The sequence below is a fragment of the Vibrio sp. M260121 genome (assembly GCF_036533715.1).
In the GTDB taxonomy this organism is placed as follows: Bacteria; Pseudomonadota; Gammaproteobacteria; order Enterobacterales; family Vibrionaceae; genus Vibrio.
In genome coordinates this window covers 41,449-60,373 of the sequence record NZ_JATABF010000009.1, presented here as the reverse complement: position 1 = coordinate 60,373, position 18,925 = coordinate 41,449, and the positions used below count along the sequence as shown (strand labels likewise).

Genomic DNA, 18,925 nt, shown 5'->3' with positions numbered 1-18,925 from the left:
CCAACCCTTTTGCTTTTGTTATGAGAAATTAATTCGTACGATTATTTCTTCTTAGTGGTTTTCTTTTTCGCTACTTTCTTCTTGTCGTCTTTTTTCTTTTTCTTCTTAAACACTGGTTTCTTGTGTTTAGGACGCATCTCTTTCACGAAGCGCTCTTTGATGTCTTCTTTCACGTAACGTGCTACGCGATCCATCATTGGTTGGTCGTGTGCTTCTACGATAGAAATCGCGTTACCTTTCTTACCTGCACGGGCCGTACGACCAATGCGGTGAAGGTATACGTCTGCCGTACGTGGCATATCGTAGTTGATTACGTGTGATACGTCAGGAAGGTCGATACCGCGTGCCGCTACGTCTGTCGCTAGTAGCACGTTTACAGTGCCTTCACGGAAACGAGCAATGGCGTTGTTACGACGATCTTGAGGCATTTCGCCTTGAATCCAAGAACATGGAATCTGTGCGCTTTCTAGTTGAGCACGTAGCTCTGCTAAACGCTCACGAGTCTTCAAGAACACGATAGTGCGTTCTGCTTGCTCTGTGATGATGTGTTTTAGCAGGGCAAGTTTGTGCTCAGCGTCATCAGCACGGTGGTACCACTGTGCAATCTTCTTACGCTCACGTAGTGGGGACTTCGCGTCGATCTCTGCTGGCTCGTTCAGTAGGTCTGCTGTGAAACCTTCTACGCCTTTGCCTTCTAGTGTTGCTGAGAACAGAAGGGTTTGTTTACGCCAGCGACATTCGTTAGACAAGCGGTCAACGGTTGGCGCAAAGCCCATGTCTAGCATGCGGTCTGCTTCATCAAGGATTAGCCATTCAATCGCACGACAGTCAAAACGTTCTGCGTCGATGTATTCACGTAGACGACCTGGTGTTGCTACTACGATGTCTTGTGTGGTTGCTAGGATGTCTGCGTGTTCTTGGTATTGAACGCCACCTGTGATGGTGAAGATGTTTAGCTTGGTGTTTTTCGCTAGTGCACGGGCTTGATCCGCTACCTGCATCGCAAGCTCACGAGTTGGCGTTAGGATCAGAATACGAGCAGGCCCAGGTTTACGACGTGGGAAATCTTGCAGGTATTGCAGTGCTGGCAGGACGAACGCTGCCGTTTTACCCGTACCAGTTGGTGCTGACGCTAGAATGTCACGACCATCTAACGCTTGTGGAATCGCTTCTGCCTGAATTTTAGTTGGGCGTTCATAGCCCATCTCATCAATGGCTTCAAGTAGGTTTTGGTCTAGATCAAGTTCAGCAAAGGTTCTGATCACAATGAGTTCTCCACAAGCAAAGCTTGGTTAATGGTTCGCCACAGCAGCATAGAATATAAAAAGGTCGCACATTATAAAGTGATTGGTGACAAGGATCACATGTTATTTCACATCTTAAGGTAAAATTCGCGAGTTAGCTGGATAAAGTCGTCGCTGTAGCCCTCGTTCGAATGGATGATCAAATGCGTTTCTTGAGTATCACAAGCTTGTTTGGCTAATTCAAACAGTAAACGATGCACGGGCTTTTTCTGTGATGGTTGCACGCGGCACAGACGTGACAAGTGCCACCCCTGTTGCAGCGCCATAGTAATAAATTGCTCGCCTTCGGTAATCGGCAGGACGAAATTGGCTGTCCCTTCCTCAGTCAGCAGTTCATGACATCGGTTGAGTAATGCACTGTGCTGCAAGGTATCTGTGTGCCTGGCGGTTGCGCGCTGGCTTTGTTTCGATTGCTCACCATTGTTGAAGTAGGGTGGGTTACAGATAATGCGTTCAAAACGATGCTCAGGTTCAAACTGCAATACATCGCTGTGGTGAAGGCTGAGTCTGTCTGACCATGGTGATTGAGCGAAGTTTTGTTTTGCCGCTTCGATCGCTGTGATTTCAATATCAAGGGCGGTGATTTGTGCTGAAGGAAATCGCTGCGCGCACATTAAGGCCAGCAAACCTGTACCCGTGCCGACGTCCAAAATTTTATTCTGTGGTGTGCAATTTGCCCAAGCACCAAGCATCACACCATCGGTACTGACAGGCATGCCACTTTCGCCACCGTGAATGGAAAATTGCTTGAACTTGAAGCCTTTAGTCTGAATTCTTTCGCTCTTCATGATTGTTTTATATTTACTCAATAATAGAGAGAAATGCTCTATTGTTTCTTAATTGTGTAGATTGTTATCTTGTTGGTTATTAAATTGTATTCTCAATTGATCGAGACAAAGAACTGGTCATAAAACCTAGAGTAGTGATATTCACTGCTTTTAAGTTGGCGAACTAAATTAATATGGTGTTTTTTTCTTAAAGGTTGCCAAATGATGGGTCTTTCGTCATTATGCGGCGGAAAATTTATAGATTGAACCACAGGTACTCATTTTATTTGGGTATACAAAAAGTGGTCGATGCATACACAACATTCATTAATTCAGAAAAAGGGTTATCTGTGAAGCAGACGTTAAAACTAACAGATATTATCGCAGTAGGCTTTATGCTATTTGCGTTCTTTTTGGGTGCCGGCAACATCATTTTCCCACCACTAGCGGGTCAGCTAGCGGGAGATCATCTGATGCCAGCAATGTTCGGTTTCTTGCTAACAGCGGTAGGTCTACCTCTTATTACTATCGTTGCTATTGCTGTAGCAGGCGGCTCTTGGGATCACTTGACTCAAGATCTTCCTAAGAAAGCAGCAGTGCTGATGGCGGCGTTGATCTTCATCATCATCGGTCCTGCATTTGCTGCGCCTCGTACTGGCCTTGTTGCTTACGAGATGGCAGTGAAACCATTCTTCCTAGATGCCTCTCAAGCGCATCTGACGTCATTCTCAATCTTGTTCTTCGCGGTAGCAATGACTTTCGCTTGGTTCCAAGGTCGTTTGATTGACTTGATTGGTAAAGTGCTAACGCCTGTACTTTTCCTTGGCCTTATCGTTCTAGCAATTGCGGTATTCGTTGACCCGCAAGGCGAGATGATGGGTGCACACGGTGAGTACCTAACTCAGCCGCTGACCAAAGGCTTCCTTGAAGGCTACAACACCATGGATACGTTCGCATCGTTGATGTTCGGTATGCTAATGGTAGACGCACTTCGTAGCAAAGGCATCACTGAGCATGCAGCAACGACAAAATACCTAATCTGCGCAGGTTGTATTGCAGCAGCAGGTCTTGCGTTCGTTTACATCTCATTGTTCTACCTAGGTGCGACGAGTGCAACTATCGCAGCAGGTGCAGACAACGGTGGTGCAGTACTAAGTCAGTACGTTCAAGCGCTATTTGGCCCTTACGGTCAGATCGTACTTTCAATCATCGTATTGCTTGCATGTTTGACGACGGCTATCGGCCTTATCTCTGCATGTTCAGATTTCTTCAGCTCTAAGACGAAACTGACATACAAGCAGTGGGTTATTATCAACGGTGCTGCTTGTGCTCTAATTGCTAACGTTGGTCTAGCTCAACTGATCTCTCTATCAGTGCCAGTGCTATTTGCACTTTACCCTGTAGCGGTTGCATTGGTTGCGCTAACGTTTGTTCGCAGCAAGCTGCCAAACCCACGTGTGGCATACCGCTCTGTACTACTAGTATCTCTACTGTTTGCATTGATTGATGCTGCGAAAGTAGCAGGTCTAGACGTATCTGCATTCGACATGCTGCCACTATTCGAAGTGGGCATGGGTTGGGTTCTACCAACGTTTGCAGCGATTGTTTGCATGTTCTTTGTTGCTAAATCTTCACAACCTGAGTTGACTGAAGAAGCGGCATAATTGCTGACTCGCAAGATTAAAAAAGCCCGGTGAAGCGATTCACCGGGCTTTTTGTTTGTCTGTTGTTTAGCGAGTGCTGGCCTATAGTGTGTCGTGAAACTCCACCAATACTTGCTCACACCATTTCTCGATGCGTTCATCACTGAGTTCGTACTGAGAATCTTCATCCAGTGCTAAGCCTACAAATTGGCTGCCATCTTCTGTTAGTGCTTTTGATGCTTCGAACTCATAGCCTTCGTTTGGCCAGTAACCGATAAACTGCGCGCCTGTTGCTTTGAGCTCATCATGCAGTAGGCCCATCGCATCAAGGTACCACTCGCCATAGCCTTCTTGGTCACCCAAACCGAATAATGCAACGACTTTGCCTTTAAGAGGTGTGGTTGCAATATCTTCCCAGATTGCACTCCAGTCTTCTTGGATTTCACCGAAGTCCCAAGTTGAGATACCAATCAGCAGTAAATCGTAGTCTGCCATCAGTGACAGCGGTGTCTCTTTCACGTTGTGAATGTCGACAAGGTCTTCACCAATGAGATTGCGAATTTTCTCTGCTGCCATTTCTGTGTAGCAGGTTGTTGAGCCGTAAAAGAGTCCGATTTTCATTATATTCGTCGTTTTTTGTGTTGCTGTTGTGGCAGATTCTAACCATAAAACGGGGAAGATTGCAGCGAATATCCCGAGGGAGATGATTTTTTTATGGTATTGGTTGGGCACTTGCCTTACTCTCAATACTGTAAATATAAACAGATAAGGAAGCGTTCATGACAGCACAACAGCCTGTCAATCAACAAGATTTTGGTCTTGTTGAGCAATTCTTAGATGCGATGTGGATGGAGCGTGGTCTATCGGAGAACACGTTAGCTTCCTACCGAAATGATTTAATGAAACTGCTCACGTGGATGGAGCAACACAGCTACCGACTTGATTTCATCAGCCTGTCTGGCTTGCAAGAGTACCAAAGCTACCTAGTCGATTTAGATTACAAGCAGACATCCCGAGCGCGTATGCTGTCGGCGATTCGCCGTTTGTTCCAATACATTCACCGCGAAAAAGTACGCGCGGATGATCCGAGTGCATTGCTGGTAAGCCCAAAGTTGCCACAGCGCCTACCTAAAGACATCAGTGAAGAACAAGTGGACGCACTGCTCGATGCACCAGACCCAAACGATCCAGTCGAACTGCGTGATAAAGCCATGCTTGAATTACTTTACGCGACAGGTCTGCGTGTGACAGAGCTAGTCAGCTTGACAATGGAAAACGTCAGTTTGCGCCAAGGGGTAGTGCGCGTGACGGGTAAAGGTGGTAAAGAACGCCTTGTCCCAATGGGAGAGAACGCGGTCGATTGGATTGAAACTTTTATCCAACAAGGTCGGTCTGCTTTATTGGGGGAGACTACGTCTGATGTGGTTTTCCCGAGTAAACGTGCTAGGCAGATGACTCGCCAAACGTTTTGGCACCGTATCAAGTACTATGCTGTGATAGCGGGTATTGATACTGACCAGTTGTCGCCACACGTACTTCGCCATGCTTTTGCAACACACTTATTGAACTATGGCGCAGATCTCAGGGTCGTACAGATGCTGTTGGGGCATAGTGACTTATCGACCACGCAAATTTATACTCACGTGGCGACTGAGCGATTGAAACAAATCCACAGTCAACACCACCCAAGAGCATAATGATGGTTTGGTTCATCCATTGTCTCATTGGATGAAAGGATTTAATTTTAAGGTGAATTTAATGAGCGTATTACGCCGACTAACTCTGCTGACTTTACCGTTTTTCGTTACCGCTTGTGGTGCTGAAGAAAGTCAGGCAAAAACGGAAACTCCTGCACAACAAGTCGCACCAGCGGCAAAACAGAATTTTGATGAGGCTGCACTAAAAGCCAAGTTCTCTAAGTTGGGGGTATCTATTCTTGATATCCAACCATCAGACGTTGCTGGTTTATTAGAAATTCAAACCAATGGTGGTGTGCTGTTCGCATCAAACGATGGTAATCACTTTATTGCCGGTACGCTTTACGCCATCGATGATAACGGCGGCTACAAAGACGTCGTTGCTGAACGTCAAGCACCATTGAATGCAGCAAAAATCGCGAAGTTCTCTGACAGTGTGATCGAATATAAAGCGGACAACGAGAAATATGTGGTGACGGTATTTACGGATATCACATGTGGTTACTGTGTGCGTCTGCATAGCCAAATGCAAGGTTACAACGACTTAGGCATTACTGTTCGTTACATGGCGTACCCTCGTCAAGGCGCAACAGGCCCAGTCGCTGAGCAGATGGCAACTATTTGGTGTGCAGAGGATCCTCAATCCGCTATGCACAACGCAAAAGTGGAACGTACATTTGATAACCCAGCGAAAGATCTTAAGCAGTGTAAAGAGACTATCCAAGCGCATTACAACCTAGGTCGTGAGCTTGGTATTTCTGGTACACCTGCGATCTTCCTACCAAACGGTGAGCTAGTAGGTGGTTACCTTCCGCCAGCAGATCTGCTAAAACGTTTAGAGCAACAATAATCCTTTAAGGAGCAGAGCCAGCAGTACTCGCTGGCTCTTTTCAAACATGATAGAAATTCAACGACGTCCCGAACCGGATCTTTCTCTTCTTCCTGATTCCATTCCTGCCATTCTAAAGCGCATATACATTAACCGTGGCATCACGGATGTGGCTCAACTAGAAACCTCTGCACGCGGTTTGCATTCGTACCAACAGTTGGGTGGCATTGACCAAGCGGTTGAACTGCTGTTCCAAGCCATTAATGAGCAAAAGCGCATTATTGTCGTAGGCGACTTTGATGCCGATGGTGCAACCAGCTCTGCTTTGTCGGTGCTTGCCTTACGTATGCTGGGCAGTAATAACGTGGATTACTTGGTGCCGAACCGTTTCGAAGATGGCTATGGACTGAGCCCGGAAGTGGTTGATCAAGCTTTAGAGCTTGGCGCAGAAATGATCATGACGGTGGATAACGGGGTCTCGTCGATTGAGGGTGTCCGTTATGCTAAAGAAAACGGCATTACGGTGCTGGTGACTGACCACCACTTACCGGGGCAAGTGCTTCCGGATGTGGATGCGATGGTGAACCCAAACCTAGACAGCTGTGCTTTCCCATCGAAAGCATTGGCTGGGGTAGGCGTGGCTTTCTATCTGATGATGGCGCTGTGTGTGTACATGCGTAAACAGAACTGGTTCGTGCAGCAAGGCATGCAAGAGCCTAAGTTGATGGAACTGATTGACTTAGTGGCACTTGGCACTGTCGCTGATGTTGTGCCGCTGGATGAGAACAACCGAATTCTCGTACACCAAGGCTTGCAGCGGATTCGTGCGGGTAAAGCGCGTCCGGGCATTCAAGCCTTGATTGAAGTCGCGAAGCGCGATGCACGTCGTTTGGTCGCGTCTGATTTTGGTTTTGCTCTGGGACCACGCATTAACGCCGCAGGTCGCTTGGATGACATGTCATTCGGTGTCGAGCTGCTGATGTCTAATAACATCCATGCCGCGCGTCGCATGGCGAGTGAGTTGGACGGTTTGAACCAAACTCGTAAAGAGATTGAAGAAGGCATGAAGCAAGAGGCGATGGCTTTTTGTGAGCGTCTTCAGTTTGGTGAAAATAGTGAACTGCCTTACGGCTTAGCTTTATTCCAACGCGATTGGCACCAAGGTGTGATTGGTATTCTGGCTTCACGCATCAAAGAGAAGTTCCACCGTCCTGTTATTGCTTTTGCTGATGGTGGAGAAGGGACGATCAAAGGTTCTTGTCGTTCGATTCCTGGCTTACACATGCGTGACGCGTTGGACTTTATCGATACGCAAAACCCAGGTTTGATCATCAAATTTGGTGGTCACGCAATGGCGGCAGGTTTAACCATCAAAGAGCAAGACTTTGAGCGTTTCAGCCGTTTGTTCGATGACGTCGTGAAGAAAGAGTTGGATGAAGCAGCGCTAAAAGGCGTGATCATGTCTGACGGTGAGCTTAAGCCTGAAGAGTTTTCAATGCACGTTGCGGAGCAATTGCGCTCTGGTGGTCCTTTTGGTCAAGCGTTCCCAGAACCTATCTTTGATGGCGAATTTAAAGTATTGCACCAAAAGCTGGTGGGTGAGAAGCACCTTAAGCTGATGTTAGAACCGCTTTACAAAGGCCATCCAACCAATGTGATGATTGATGGGATTGCGTTTAACGTTGATTTGCGTCGTTGGCCAGATGCATCGGTCAAAACAGTACGCCTAGCGTATAAGTTGGATGTGAATGAATTTCGTGGCAACCAATCATTGCAACTAATGATTGACCTCATCGAAGCCAAGTAATACCGAGAAAGTCACTTCTTATAGAGTACGGTCGCCTTTTTGTGGGGCAAAAATTTTATGACCGTGCTCTCTCTAATTGCAATCTGATTTCCCACCCGAAATTTTCCTGTATCTCCGTCACATTTTTGAGTAGAATTTCTCGGTTAAATTCTATTCTAAAATGTTGAGCCAACATGTTTGAAATCAATCCAATTAAAAACCGTCTGCAGGACGTGTCTGAGCGCACGAATGTCCTGAGGGGGTATCTTTGACTATGACGCTAAGAAAGAGCGTCTAGAAGAGGTCAACGCAGAACTTGAACAACCGGATGTATGGAACGAGCCAGAACGTGCACAAGCACTAGGTAAAGAGCGTGCATCTCTTGAAGCGGTTGTAGAGACGATCGATCAACTGGAACAAGGTGTAGAGGACGTTGAAGGTCTTCTAGAACTTGCGGTTGAAGAAGAAGATCAAGAAACGTTTGACGAAATCGAACCAGAACTTGCTGAGTTGGAAGAGAAGCTAGAACAGCTTGAATTCCGTCGTATGTTCTCTGGCGACCACGACAGCTCTGATTGCTACATCGATTTGCAAGCAGGCTCAGGTGGTACAGAAGCACAAGACTGGACCAACATGATGCTACGTATGTACCTACGTTGGGCTGAAGCGAAAGGCTTTAAGTCTGAGGTGATCGAAGTATCGGAAGGCGAAGTTGCGGGTCTTAAGGGCGCAACTGTGAAGATCTCTGGTGAGTACGCTTACGGCTGGCTACGTACAGAAACAGGCGTTCACCGTCTTGTTCGTAAATCGCCATTCGATTCAGGCGGCCGTCGTCATACCTCATTTGCTTCTGCGTTTATCTACCCAGAGATTGATGAAAACATTGATATCGACATTAACCCGTCTGACCTACGTATCGACGTTTACCGTGCGTCAGGTGCAGGTGGTCAGCACGTTAACACAACTGAATCTGCGGTACGTATCACGCACGTTCCAACGAACACAGTAGTGCAATGTCAGAACGACCGTTCTCAGCATAAGAACAAAGATCAGGCAATGAAACAGCTTCGAGCGAAGCTATTTGAGCTTGAATTGCAAAAGCAAAACGCGGAAAAACAAGCTAATGAAGACGCTAAGTCTGACATTGGCTGGGGTAGCCAGATCCGTTCTTACGTATTGGATGACTCGCGCATTAAAGACCTCCGTACGGGCGTTGAAAACCGTAATACTCAAGCGGTTCTTGATGGCGATCTGGACAAATTTATTGAAGCTAGCCTGAAATCAGGTCTATAAAGCTTTTCACCGACAAAAAACAGGATACATCGAAAATGACTGATGCTGTTCAAAACGAAACTGTACAAGAAGCCTCTGCACAAGAAGAGAACAAGCTAATTGCTGAACGCCGCGCTAAACTGGATGCAATCCGAAAGAGCTGCAAAGCGAACGGCCATCCAAACGACTTCCGTCGTGACGCACTAGCGGGCGACCTTCAGAAAGAGTTCGGTGAAAAGACGAAGGAAGAGCTAGAAGAGCTTAACCACGTGGTAGCAATCGCTGGCCGTATCATGGCTAAACGTGGTCCATTCTTGGTAATCCAAGAAACTTCTGGCCGTATCCAAGCTTACGCTGACAAAGCGGTACAAAAAGTACTGAAAGACCAATACCAAGGCCTAGATATCGGTGACATCATCGGTGTGAAAGGTGCACTTCACAAGTCTGGTAAAGGCGACCTATACGTGAACATGGAAGAGTACGAGTTGCTAACTAAAGCACTACGTCCACTTCCAGAGAAATTCCACGGTCTAACTGACCAAGAGATGCGTTACCGTCAACGTTACGTTGACCTAATCGTTAACGAAGATTCTCGTCAAGCGTTCGTAGTACGTTCTAAAGTAATGTCTGCAATCCGTAATTTCATGATCTCTAAGCAGTTCATGGAAGTTGAAACGCCAATGATGCACGTTATCCCTGGCGGTGCGAGTGCGCGTCCATTCATCACGCACCACAACGCACTAGACATGCCAATGTACCTACGTATTGCGCCAGAGCTATACCTGAAGCGTCTAGTTGTTGGTGGTTTTGATCGCGTATTCGAAATCAACCGTAACTTCCGTAATGAAGGTCTTTCTCCACGTCATAACCCAGAATTCACAATGATGGAATTCTACATGGCGTACGCAGACTACAAAGATCTGATGGACCTAACTGAAGAGCTACTAAGCTCAGTTGCTCTAGAAGTTCTAGGTTCAACGTCAATGCCTTACGGTGAAGACACGGTTGAGTTTGGTGGCACTTACACTCGTATGAGCATGTTCGAAGCAATCAAGCACTACAACCCAGACCACGCGCAAATCCAAGCGCTAACAGAAGAAGACATTCAAAACCGTGACCTAATGGTTTCTATCGCGAAATCTGTTCACGTTGAAGTAGAACCATTCTGGACATGTGGTCAGCTTCTTGAAGAGATCTTTGGTGAAACAGCAGAACCTAAGCTAATGCAGCCAACGTTCATCACTGGCTACCCAGCAGATATCTCTCCATTGGCTCGTCGTAGCGATGACAACCCGTTCTTCACTGACCGCTTTGAATTCTTCATCGGTGGCCGTGAAGTAGCGAACGGCTTCTCTGAGCTTAACGACGCTGAAGACCAAGACGCGCGCTTTAAAGCACAGGTTGAAGCGAAAGAGTCTGGTGATGACGAAGCAATGTTCTACGATGCAGACTACATCACTGCACTAGAGCACGGCCTACCGCCAACAGCAGGCCAAGGTATCGGTATCGACCGCCTAGTTATGCTGCTGACTAACACACACACTATCCGTGACGTGATCCTATTCCCAGCGATGCGCCCACAAGCGTAATCTCCTCGCTGAGTTATAAAAAACCACCTTCGGGTGGTTTTTTTGTAACTTTAATTTGAGCTAATTCAACTATTTGCATTTAAGTCCGGATGGTATAGTCAAATAACCATTCGCCAAATCTCAATCTGTTGCATAGTCTTAATATTGAGACAGACTTCATCAGGCACAGTCTCGATAATGTTACCCGTTCGCAAAGATGGGTTTGTGGAGCGAAATTTCTATCAACAATCAATAAGGGTTAAAGAATGGCTGGGCAGTTTAAGATGGATTCCATTCCGGGATCGCTAGTCGTAGTTGGCGGTACTTACGAACCTTGGTTATCAGTACTAGAACAAGTGGGATGGAAGTGTCACCAAGTGGGTGACTTACGTAAAGCCAACACATTGTTAGAAGATATTGGACCATGCATTGGTATAGTTGACCTCAGCCATGATGAGTTCAGTCTTAACGGTTTAGCAAACTTAGTGAGTTCTCATAAGCACGTGCGTTGGTTGGCGTTCATCCGCGAATCTCAACTTGGAACTGATACCATCTGTCAGTTCATCGTGAACTTCTGTATCGACTTCTTCACTGCGCCAATCCCAGATGCGCAGCTGCTAAGCACCATTGGCCACCAATTGGGCATGCTAAAACTAGAGAAGAAAGTCTGGCCAAGCTTTGGTAATAGCCTAGACATGGGGTTGATTGGTGAATCTATCCCAATGAAGCGTCTGCGTGATCAAGTGAAACGTATTGGTCCAACGGATGTGAGTATTCTTATCTACGGCGAAAGCGGTACTGGTAAAGAGGCCGTTGCGCGTGCGATTCATAAAGTCTCTTCACGCTCTCACAAGCCATTTTTGTCAATCAACTGTCGTGCACTCAACGAGCAACGTTTCCAAGCGGAAGTGTTTGGTATTGATGCCGATGAAGAGATGGGGCCAAGCCTACTTGAGCAAGCTGATGGCGGTACCGTTCTTTTCAATGACATCTTAACGATTTCGAAAGAGCAGCAGATGAATCTCTTGCGCTTCTTGCAAGAAGGTACGATTGAGACTCGTGATGGCGCGAAAAACGTTAATGTGCGTGTTCTGGCTGCGAACTCATCCGACGTTGAGAAAGCGCTAATCGATGGTGACTTCAATGAAGAGCTTTACCATTATATCAACGTACTGCGCATCAACGTACCGAGCTTGAAAGAGCGAGCAAGTGACATCGCTTTGTTGGCGCGTTTCTACCTGCAGGAGTTCTCAAAAGAGTACAACTCACAGGCAAAGAGCTTCTCGGAAGACACTTTGAAAGCGCTGACCCGTTACTTCTGGCCAGGTAACGTCCGTGAGTTGATGAACCAAGTTAAACGCGCAGTTCTGATGTCTGATAGCGTCATGATTGAAGAGCATCACTTAGACTTGCCTCAACGTAATGACTCAAAACGCAGTCTGAAGTCGATTCGTGAGAAGAGCGAACGAGATGCATTGCTGGTGGTGTTGGAGTCGCACTCCGGTCAGGTATCGAATGCCGCAAAAGAGCTTGGTGTATCGCGTGCTACCATGTATCGATTACTGAACAAACACAACTTGATTTCAGAGCAGACGGTATAAACCGTCTATCTAGCAGCAAGATGAAAGGAGCGGAATGTCGCTCCTTTTTTGTGCGTAAATGTTGGGTATTTATAAAACTCGAGTTTTTATATATTCCTTAGTTGAATATGTTATTCAAAAAACTATATGAAACCTAATTTTAGCCTATTGGTTTGTTTTTAATCGAAAGGACAAAAATGGTTTGATAAATATCCTCTGTTGCTTACAATTCAACCGTAACTCAATGAGTTATACCACATCAATCACGGATTAATTTTTAGCTAGGAGGCGCAAGATGAAACATTACGTTGTTAACACCACTGCTTGCGCTGATCGTATGTCTGATGCTCGCTCAACCTTTGATGCGACCAAACCAGATTTTACTGGCTCATTAGATTAAATTAATCCGTAACCTTTCTATTTTACTAGGCTGCGGAAAAGTAGCGGCTTAGTCTCAACAGAATCTCTCTGTTTAATTATCCCACTATTTTTCCCAGTCGATTATCTATCGCTATTTGGAGAAAAATTATGCGTCACTCTATCTATCTAAAACTGGCCACGGTGCTTTTGAAAGCCGATCTGAAACGTGAAGAAAAGCAATGGCAACGTATGGTTCGTCGTAGTTCTCATGATATTCCATGGATTAACGAGCACTTACTAAAAGACATTGGCCTGGATAAAGATGGCCGTTCAACACAAGCTAGCGTACCTGACGCGGTAAAAGTTGAACGTCGAGTTCGTCACCTTCGTCGTGTGTTAACTTCGCGAATACTGACGTAATCGAAAGCCCAAGTTGAAACTCCCACACACATTCGATTCAATTTGGGCTAAGAAAAAAGGCTGACCATCATGGTCAGCCTTTTTCGTTATTACGTTTGGTGTTGTATTGTTTGCTCGGCGCTCACTATGGGCAAGGGTTCGAGTAAGTCGTACCAATCGCTTGGATGTCATTAAGCAATTCTTCACTTAGATGAATATTGATGCTGTCGATATTGGACTTCAGTTGCTCTAGGTTAGTCGCACCAATGATGTTAGAACCAACAAATGGACGCTGATTCACGAAGGCAAGCGCCATTTGCGAAGGGTCTAAACCGTGGTCACGAGCTAGGTTGACGTATGCTTCTGTCGCTTTAACGCCTTGTGGTGTGAAGTAGCGAGCAAAGCGTTCCCAAATTGTGCAACGCGCACCTTCTGGTTTGGCTCCGTTGAGGTATTTACCACTTAAGCAGCCAAACGCCAGCGGTGAGTATGCGAGTAGCTGAACGCCTTCGTAATGGCTGATTTCAGATAAGCCGACTTCGAAGCTGCGGTTCAATAAGTTATACGGGTTCTGAATCGAGACGATTCTCGGTAAATCATGTTTTTCTGCTAAACGTAGCAGTGACATCACGCCCCATGGCGTTTCGTTTGAGACACCGATGTAACGCACTTTACCTGCGTTGACTAACTCCGTGAGAGCTTCAAGGGTCTCGATCAGCGTGACCTCTTCTTGCTTATCTGGGTAAGGGTAGTTGAGCTGACCAAAGCAGTTGGTCTGACGCTGTGGCCAATGCAATTGGTATAGATCGACATAATCGGTTTGCAGGCGTTTTAAGCTATCGTCGATCGCAGTGTGAATATGGCGACGGTTAAGGCTCATGTTTTCACGAATGTATGGGACGTTGCGCGGACCAGCGACTTTCGTTGCTAAAACCACTTTCTCGCGTTTACCGCTTTTCGCTAACCAATTGCCAATGTACTGCTCGGTGAGTCCTTGTGCTTCTGCTTTCGGTGGTACGGGATACATCTCGGCAGTATCGATGAAGTTCACCCCATGATCGAGGGCAAAGTCGAGCTGTTGAAAAGCTTCTTGTTCGGTATTTTGCTCACCAAACGTCATAGTGCCAAGGCAGATCTTACTGATCTCGAGTGATGAGTGCGGTAGTTTTGTATATTGCATTTCACATCCTTGAAGAGTTACCGACTGAATAAGTCATTCCAATATAGGAGATTTTTAGTTGCTGTCGCAAATGATTTAAGTTTCGCTTTGTAGTTAACTCGAAACTTATCAATACGGTAACTAGACTTAAAGGATCTTGTGAAGGAGGTGCATTATGCAGAAGCATCAACTCGACATGTGGTTGCATGGCCACCACAAAGACTCCTATAAAACTCCGAAGGTCTTTGTGATAGGTTGTTCTGATGTCTCTGACTATCTGTTAGCAGTGGAGTACAAACACCAACTAGAGCCAATCAAAGACGGCGAAGATCCGATTCATTTTGGATCGTTAGATTTGGTGAAAGAAGAGCTGCTGAGGTTGGGGATTGATAAAGCGTATTTGAGACTGCACAACGCATACGATGAGTTCGGTAGCGAGGGTACAGCCTCTTACTGCGATATTGAATTGTCACTCGTAACGCATTGATCACTCTGATTGAGCGTTGATGTAGTGCTTCAATAGTATCTGTTCGGTGAATTGTGTCCTGAGGTAGAAACCGCGGGGCAGGGTTTTTATCGGCTTACCATTTGAACTGTAAGCTTCCGTCAGTGCTTTTGCGTTCGCGGCTTTAGGGCGCAGATGAAGCGCTTCTCCGTGTCTGGCGGAAATTTGATCAAACTTACCCAAAACGATCAATTCCATCAATTCTTCCCAGTCGTTTTTCAGAATTAACTCTTCTTCTTGATCCGGTGACCAAATCAAAGGGCTACCGACGCGGCGTTCAGCTAACGGAATCTCACGTTCTCCTTCCACTGGAACCCAAAGCACACGAGATAGCTTGTTACGCACGTGACTGGTTTCCCATGTTAAGCCTTGTACTCCTGTCAGTGGCGCAACAGAGACGAAGGTTGTTTCTAATGGTTTGCCAGAATAACTGATCGGAATGCTTTTTAGCTCGATCCCAAGCTTAGCGAAATCTTGTTGCGGTTTACTGCCAGCTGGTGCACCTAAGTGCCATTCCAGTAATTGCCCAACCCAGCCTTTATCGCGTTTTAAGTTTTCAGGAACTGTCATGCCTGCCTCTTTGGCAAGCTCTGTAAAGCTTAAGCCCGCAATGTCGTGCGCGCGTTCCATCAGTTCTGCTTCAGATTGTGGTTCTGGTTTCATAATGACAAGGTGGTGTTGGAAAACATCTAGTCTAACAAATTTGAATAAAATCCTCTGTCGAAGATTTCATCGAGCTGGGTTAAGAATGATCAATCCATAACTTATCCACAGATTAGGAAGTGACCAATAGGATCTCTAGCTGGGCTGGATGAATAAACAGGGGTTTGGTACGTGATTGAGACTTGATTTTATTAAGATATCATGAAGTCTTACCTGTCTAATGTGGATAAATAACCGATTGTGCGATCTTTGACCGATCTGTATTTGATGAAAAGATCATCAGGAAAAATAAGATCAATAAATCATCAGTTTTAAATTTAAATCTTTATTAATCATATTCTTATGTGTTTTGGTTTAAACCTTTATAAATGTTGCCAATAATGGTTTTGAACAAAATTCTTTGTTGATAGCGTTTTCTTCACAAAGTTATTCACAGAAAAGGTGAATAAATGTGGGCTATGTCTCAGTCTTGTGTTGATAAAATAATATTTGTTCAAAAGATATCCAAAATTGGCCAAAAGCTAATAAATCTTGCTCATATCACATCAGTAAGTTTGCTAGTAATGGGGATATGTGGAAAAATCACGGTAATAAAAAATTATTCATAGAGGTTAGCCAGTGATAGATGGCGATGGTTACCGACTCAATGTTGGTATTGTGATATGTAATAACCATGGTCAGGTCTTCTGGGCTAAACGATACGGGCAACACTCATGGCAATTTCCACAAGGTGGGATTGACGAAGGTGAAACACCTGAACAAGCCATGTTCAGGGAGTTATATGAAGAAGTCGGTCTGACGAAAAAAGACGTTAAGATCATCGCAACAAGTCGTCATTGGTTAAGATATAAGCTACCAAAGCGATTGGTGCGTTGGGACTCCAAGCCTGTTTGTATCGGCCAAAAACAGAAATGGTTTCTGCTGCGATTAGAATGCGATGAATCCCGCATTAATATGCAGCGTGGGAAATCCCCTGAATTTGATGGTTGGCGCTGGGTAAGCTACTGGTATCCAGTTAGGCAAGTTGTTTCTTTCAAGCGTGACGTATACCGTCGCGCAATGAAAGAGTTTGCATCTTTAGCCATGCCTTTTCGAGAGCGCAAGACGAAAGGGAAAAGAAAAAAGCAACGTAGATAGAGGATTAACATGCTCAGTCAGCTAAGGGAAATAGTTGAAAAAGTCTCCAGAGTCGATGACGTGCATCTGGCACTCGACATATTAGTAAAAGAGACTTGCGCAGCCCTATGCACTGAATGTTGTACTATCTATCTTGCTAACGACGAAATGCAGCGCCTTGAGTTAATGGCAACTCAAGGCCTGATTTTTGAAGGCGATAGCATTCATATCAACTTCAATGAAGGCTTAGTCGGTTTGGTGAAGCGCAGTGCAGAGCCATTAAACCTTGCTGAGGCTTCTACTCACCCTGATTTTAAATTCTTCCCTCAGTTGGGTGAGCAGGTGTACCACTCCTTCCTAGGCACACCGATCATTCATCGTAAGCAAGTATTAGGTGTGTTGGTTATCCAGCAGAAAACGCCGCGTTTGTTCAGTGAGATGGAAGAGTCTTTCCTTGTTACCTTGTCTGCTCAGATTGCAATACTGATTGCCCATGCGCAAAATCTCGGTCATTGGCAACTTGCCTCTAAACCAAAGGTGATTAAAGGGCTACCAGCTTCAACGGGGGTCGCGATAGGTGAGTTCTGGTTTGACAATACCCAGCCTAATTTGAGCGATGTTTTCCCTGCCTCTGCCTTAGATAAAGAACGAGAGCATGAACTGCTTGCGGTCGCGGTGGAAAGGGCGCTGAGCGATTTTCGTCGTATGCGCAAGAAGTTCGACAGTGAAATCAATAAAGACGCCTTGGCGATCTTCGACCTTTTTACTCACTTACTCAACGATCCAATGCTGCGTGGCGATCTCAAGAAGCAGATTGAAAAAGGCGATCGTGCTGACTGGGCATTGCGCCAAGTTGTTGAAACCTACTCGAACCGCTTTGCGCGTATGTCAGACGTGTACCTGCGTGAGCGCGCGCAAGATATTCGAGAGTTGGGACAACGTCTGCTGTATTTCTTGCACAACAGTGAGCAAGAGCATGCCTCGATTGATCGTCCGGTGATCTTGGTTGCCAATGAACTTACGGCGACTTTACTCGCATCAATTCCAAAGCAACATCTGTTGGCTGTGGTGTCACTAGAAGGTGCTGCAAACTCCCACGCTGCGATTCTCTCACGTGCATTGGGTGTTCCTGCCATCATGGGCGCGAACATCAACACCAGCGTCGTAAATGGTAAGAACGGCATTGTTGATGGGTACACTGGTGAGATTTATTTAGAACCGAACAGGCAGCTTTTGCGTGAGTATCGTAGCCTTGTTAGTGAAGAGTCTGAATTGTTCGCCATGGTGAACAAAGACTTAGCACTGCCTGCGATCACGCAAGATGGTTGCCATGTTGAAGTAATGCTCAACGCGGGTTTGAGTGCCGATAGCAATATCGCGATCAACTCCGGTGTTGATGGCGTTGGTTTGTATCGAACGGAAATCGCTTTTTTACTTCAGCATCACTTTCCGTCTGAAGATGAGCAGTATCATCAGTACCAAGCGATTCTGAACAGTTACCCGAATCAACGCGTTGTAATGCGCACCCTAGATATCGGTGGTGATAAACCATTGCCGTATTTGCCTATTGATGAAGACAACCCATTTTTAGGCTGGCGTGGTATTCGTTTTACCTTGGATCACCCAGACATCTTTTTGATCCAATTGAGAGCGATGCTAAGGGCGAGTGCGGAAAGTGGTAACTTGAGCATTTTATTGCCAATGGTGTCAGGCATTAAAGAGTTCGACGACGCCGTCGCACTGATTAATCAAGCCTACAGCGAGGTGGTGTTGTTGGATGAGCGAATTCAAGCTCCGAAGGTTGGGGTGATGATCGAAGTGCCTTCAATGGTGTACTTGCTGCCGGCTATCGCTCACCGTGTTGACTTCGTTTCCGTCGGTACCAACGACTTAACGCAATATTTGTTGGCTGTCGATCGGAACAATTCCCGTGTTGCGGATGTCTATGAATCCATGCATCCAGCGGTATTGTTAGCGTTAAAACAGATTCACGATGTTTGCCACCAATATCAAGTGCCTGTGTGTATTTGTGGTGAGCTAGCTGGTGATCCATTTGGTGCGTTGCTCCTGTTGGGCTTAGGCTACAACAGTTTGAGTATGAACACCTCGAACGTGGCTAAGGTGAAATATTTGATTCGTCATAGCCAGAAAAAAGAATTAGAAAAACTCGTCGAAAAGGCCATGTCATGCTCTTACGGGCAAGAAATCCATCAAATGATGCACGATTTCTTTATTCAACAAGGTTTTGCCGGCTTTATTCGTGCAGGTAAGAAGTAG

General features: G+C 45.9%; 16 protein-coding genes. 11 read left to right on the top strand and 5 right to left on the bottom strand.

Going from position 1 to position 18,925, the window contains the following annotated elements:
* Nucleotides 1-41: 41 nt before the first annotated feature.
* Both srmB and QTO06_RS07595 read right to left on the bottom strand, forming a co-directional pair.
* Nucleotides 42-1,265, bottom strand: a complete 1,224-nt coding sequence (srmB, locus tag QTO06_RS07600; RefSeq protein WP_331407336.1) for an ATP-dependent RNA helicase SrmB — start codon at nucleotides 1,263-1,265, stop codon at nucleotides 42-44.
* 107 nt (nucleotides 1,266-1,372) lie between these two features.
* The gene (locus QTO06_RS07595; protein ID WP_331407335.1) at nucleotides 1,373-2,092 is read right to left on the bottom strand and encodes a tRNA1(Val) (adenine(37)-N6)-methyltransferase; all 720 of its coding nucleotides are present in this window, start codon (nucleotides 2,090-2,092) and stop codon (nucleotides 1,373-1,375) included.
* Between the two features lie 329 nt (nucleotides 2,093-2,421).
* Between QTO06_RS07595 and brnQ the strand changes: the two genes are divergently transcribed.
* A complete protein-coding gene (brnQ, locus tag QTO06_RS07590; protein WP_331407334.1) occupies nucleotides 2,422-3,735 on the top strand; it encodes a branched-chain amino acid transport system II carrier protein in 1,314 nt (437 codons plus the stop codon).
* Between the two features lie 81 nt (nucleotides 3,736-3,816).
* Here the strand turns inward: brnQ and fldB are convergent, their stop codons facing one another.
* Nucleotides 3,817-4,335, bottom strand: a complete 519-nt coding sequence (gene fldB / locus QTO06_RS07585; RefSeq protein ID WP_331407333.1) for a flavodoxin FldB — start codon at nucleotides 4,333-4,335, stop codon at nucleotides 3,817-3,819.
* A gap of 158 nt (nucleotides 4,336-4,493) precedes the next feature.
* Between fldB and xerD the strand changes: the two genes are divergently transcribed.
* The 7 genes from xerD (at nucleotide 4,494) to QTO06_RS07550 (ending at nucleotide 13,226) form a co-directional block, all read left to right on the top strand.
* Nucleotides 4,494-5,411, top strand: a complete 918-nt coding sequence (gene xerD, locus QTO06_RS07580) for a site-specific tyrosine recombinase XerD (RefSeq protein WP_078607831.1) — start codon at nucleotides 4,494-4,496, stop codon at nucleotides 5,409-5,411.
* A 61-nt stretch (nucleotides 5,412-5,472) separates the two neighbouring features.
* Complete coding sequence (dsbC, locus tag QTO06_RS07575) at nucleotides 5,473-6,261, top strand: bifunctional protein-disulfide isomerase/oxidoreductase DsbC (RefSeq protein ID WP_038888982.1); 789 nt, start codon at nucleotides 5,473-5,475, stop codon at nucleotides 6,259-6,261.
* A 46-nt stretch (nucleotides 6,262-6,307) separates the two neighbouring features.
* Complete coding sequence (gene recJ, locus QTO06_RS07570; protein WP_331407332.1) at nucleotides 6,308-8,047, top strand: single-stranded-DNA-specific exonuclease RecJ; 1,740 nt, start codon at nucleotides 6,308-6,310, stop codon at nucleotides 8,045-8,047.
* A gap of 173 nt (nucleotides 8,048-8,220) precedes the next feature.
* Nucleotides 8,221-9,319 (top strand): peptide chain release factor 2 gene (gene prfB / locus QTO06_RS07565; RefSeq protein WP_100208484.1). Its coding sequence is split into 2 segments (ribosomal slippage): nucleotides 8,221-8,295 and nucleotides 8,297-9,319, totalling 1,098 coding nucleotides; the frame shifts between segments, so codons are not numbered across the junction.
* Nucleotides 9,320-9,354: 35 nt separating this feature from the next.
* Nucleotides 9,355-10,887 (top strand): lysine--tRNA ligase, encoded by a 1,533-nt coding sequence (gene lysS, locus QTO06_RS07560; protein WP_005434906.1) that lies wholly within the window; start codon nucleotides 9,355-9,357, stop codon nucleotides 10,885-10,887.
* A gap of 245 nt (nucleotides 10,888-11,132) precedes the next feature.
* The gene (vpsR, locus tag QTO06_RS07555) at nucleotides 11,133-12,467 is read left to right on the top strand and encodes a cyclic-di-GMP-binding transcriptional regulator VpsR (protein WP_012127033.1); all 1,335 of its coding nucleotides are present in this window, start codon (nucleotides 11,133-11,135) and stop codon (nucleotides 12,465-12,467) included.
* A 507-nt stretch (nucleotides 12,468-12,974) separates the two neighbouring features.
* Nucleotides 12,975-13,226 (top strand): DUF1127 domain-containing protein, encoded by a 252-nt coding sequence (locus QTO06_RS07550; RefSeq protein ID WP_331407331.1) that lies wholly within the window; start codon nucleotides 12,975-12,977, stop codon nucleotides 13,224-13,226.
* A gap of 124 nt (nucleotides 13,227-13,350) precedes the next feature.
* On the opposite strand, the gene QTO06_RS07545 is transcribed toward QTO06_RS07550, so the two are convergent.
* Nucleotides 13,351-14,385: an NADP(H)-dependent aldo-keto reductase gene (locus QTO06_RS07545; protein WP_331407330.1), complete on the bottom strand. Its 1,035-nt coding sequence runs from the start codon at nucleotides 14,383-14,385 to the stop codon at nucleotides 13,351-13,353.
* A gap of 154 nt (nucleotides 14,386-14,539) precedes the next feature.
* On the opposite strand from QTO06_RS07545, the gene QTO06_RS07540 reads away from it, so the two are divergent.
* Nucleotides 14,540-14,851 (top strand): DUF6482 family protein, encoded by a 312-nt coding sequence (locus QTO06_RS07540; RefSeq protein ID WP_005434899.1) that lies wholly within the window; start codon nucleotides 14,540-14,542, stop codon nucleotides 14,849-14,851.
* On the opposite strand, the gene mutH is transcribed toward QTO06_RS07540, so the two are convergent.
* Nucleotides 14,852-15,532 carry a DNA mismatch repair endonuclease MutH gene (gene mutH, locus QTO06_RS07535; protein ID WP_331407329.1) on the bottom strand — a complete coding sequence of 227 codons (681 nt, stop codon included), beginning with the start codon at nucleotides 15,530-15,532 and terminating at the stop codon, nucleotides 14,852-14,854.
* A 618-nt stretch (nucleotides 15,533-16,150) separates the two neighbouring features.
* Here mutH and rppH point away from each other — a divergent pair.
* Nucleotides 16,151-16,669, top strand: coding sequence for an RNA pyrophosphohydrolase (gene rppH / locus QTO06_RS07530; protein ID WP_005434895.1), 519 nt, complete (start codon nucleotides 16,151-16,153; stop codon nucleotides 16,667-16,669).
* A 9-nt stretch (nucleotides 16,670-16,678) separates the two neighbouring features.
* Complete coding sequence (gene ptsP, locus QTO06_RS07525) at nucleotides 16,679-18,925, top strand: phosphoenolpyruvate--protein phosphotransferase (protein WP_331407328.1); 2,247 nt, start codon at nucleotides 16,679-16,681, stop codon at nucleotides 18,923-18,925.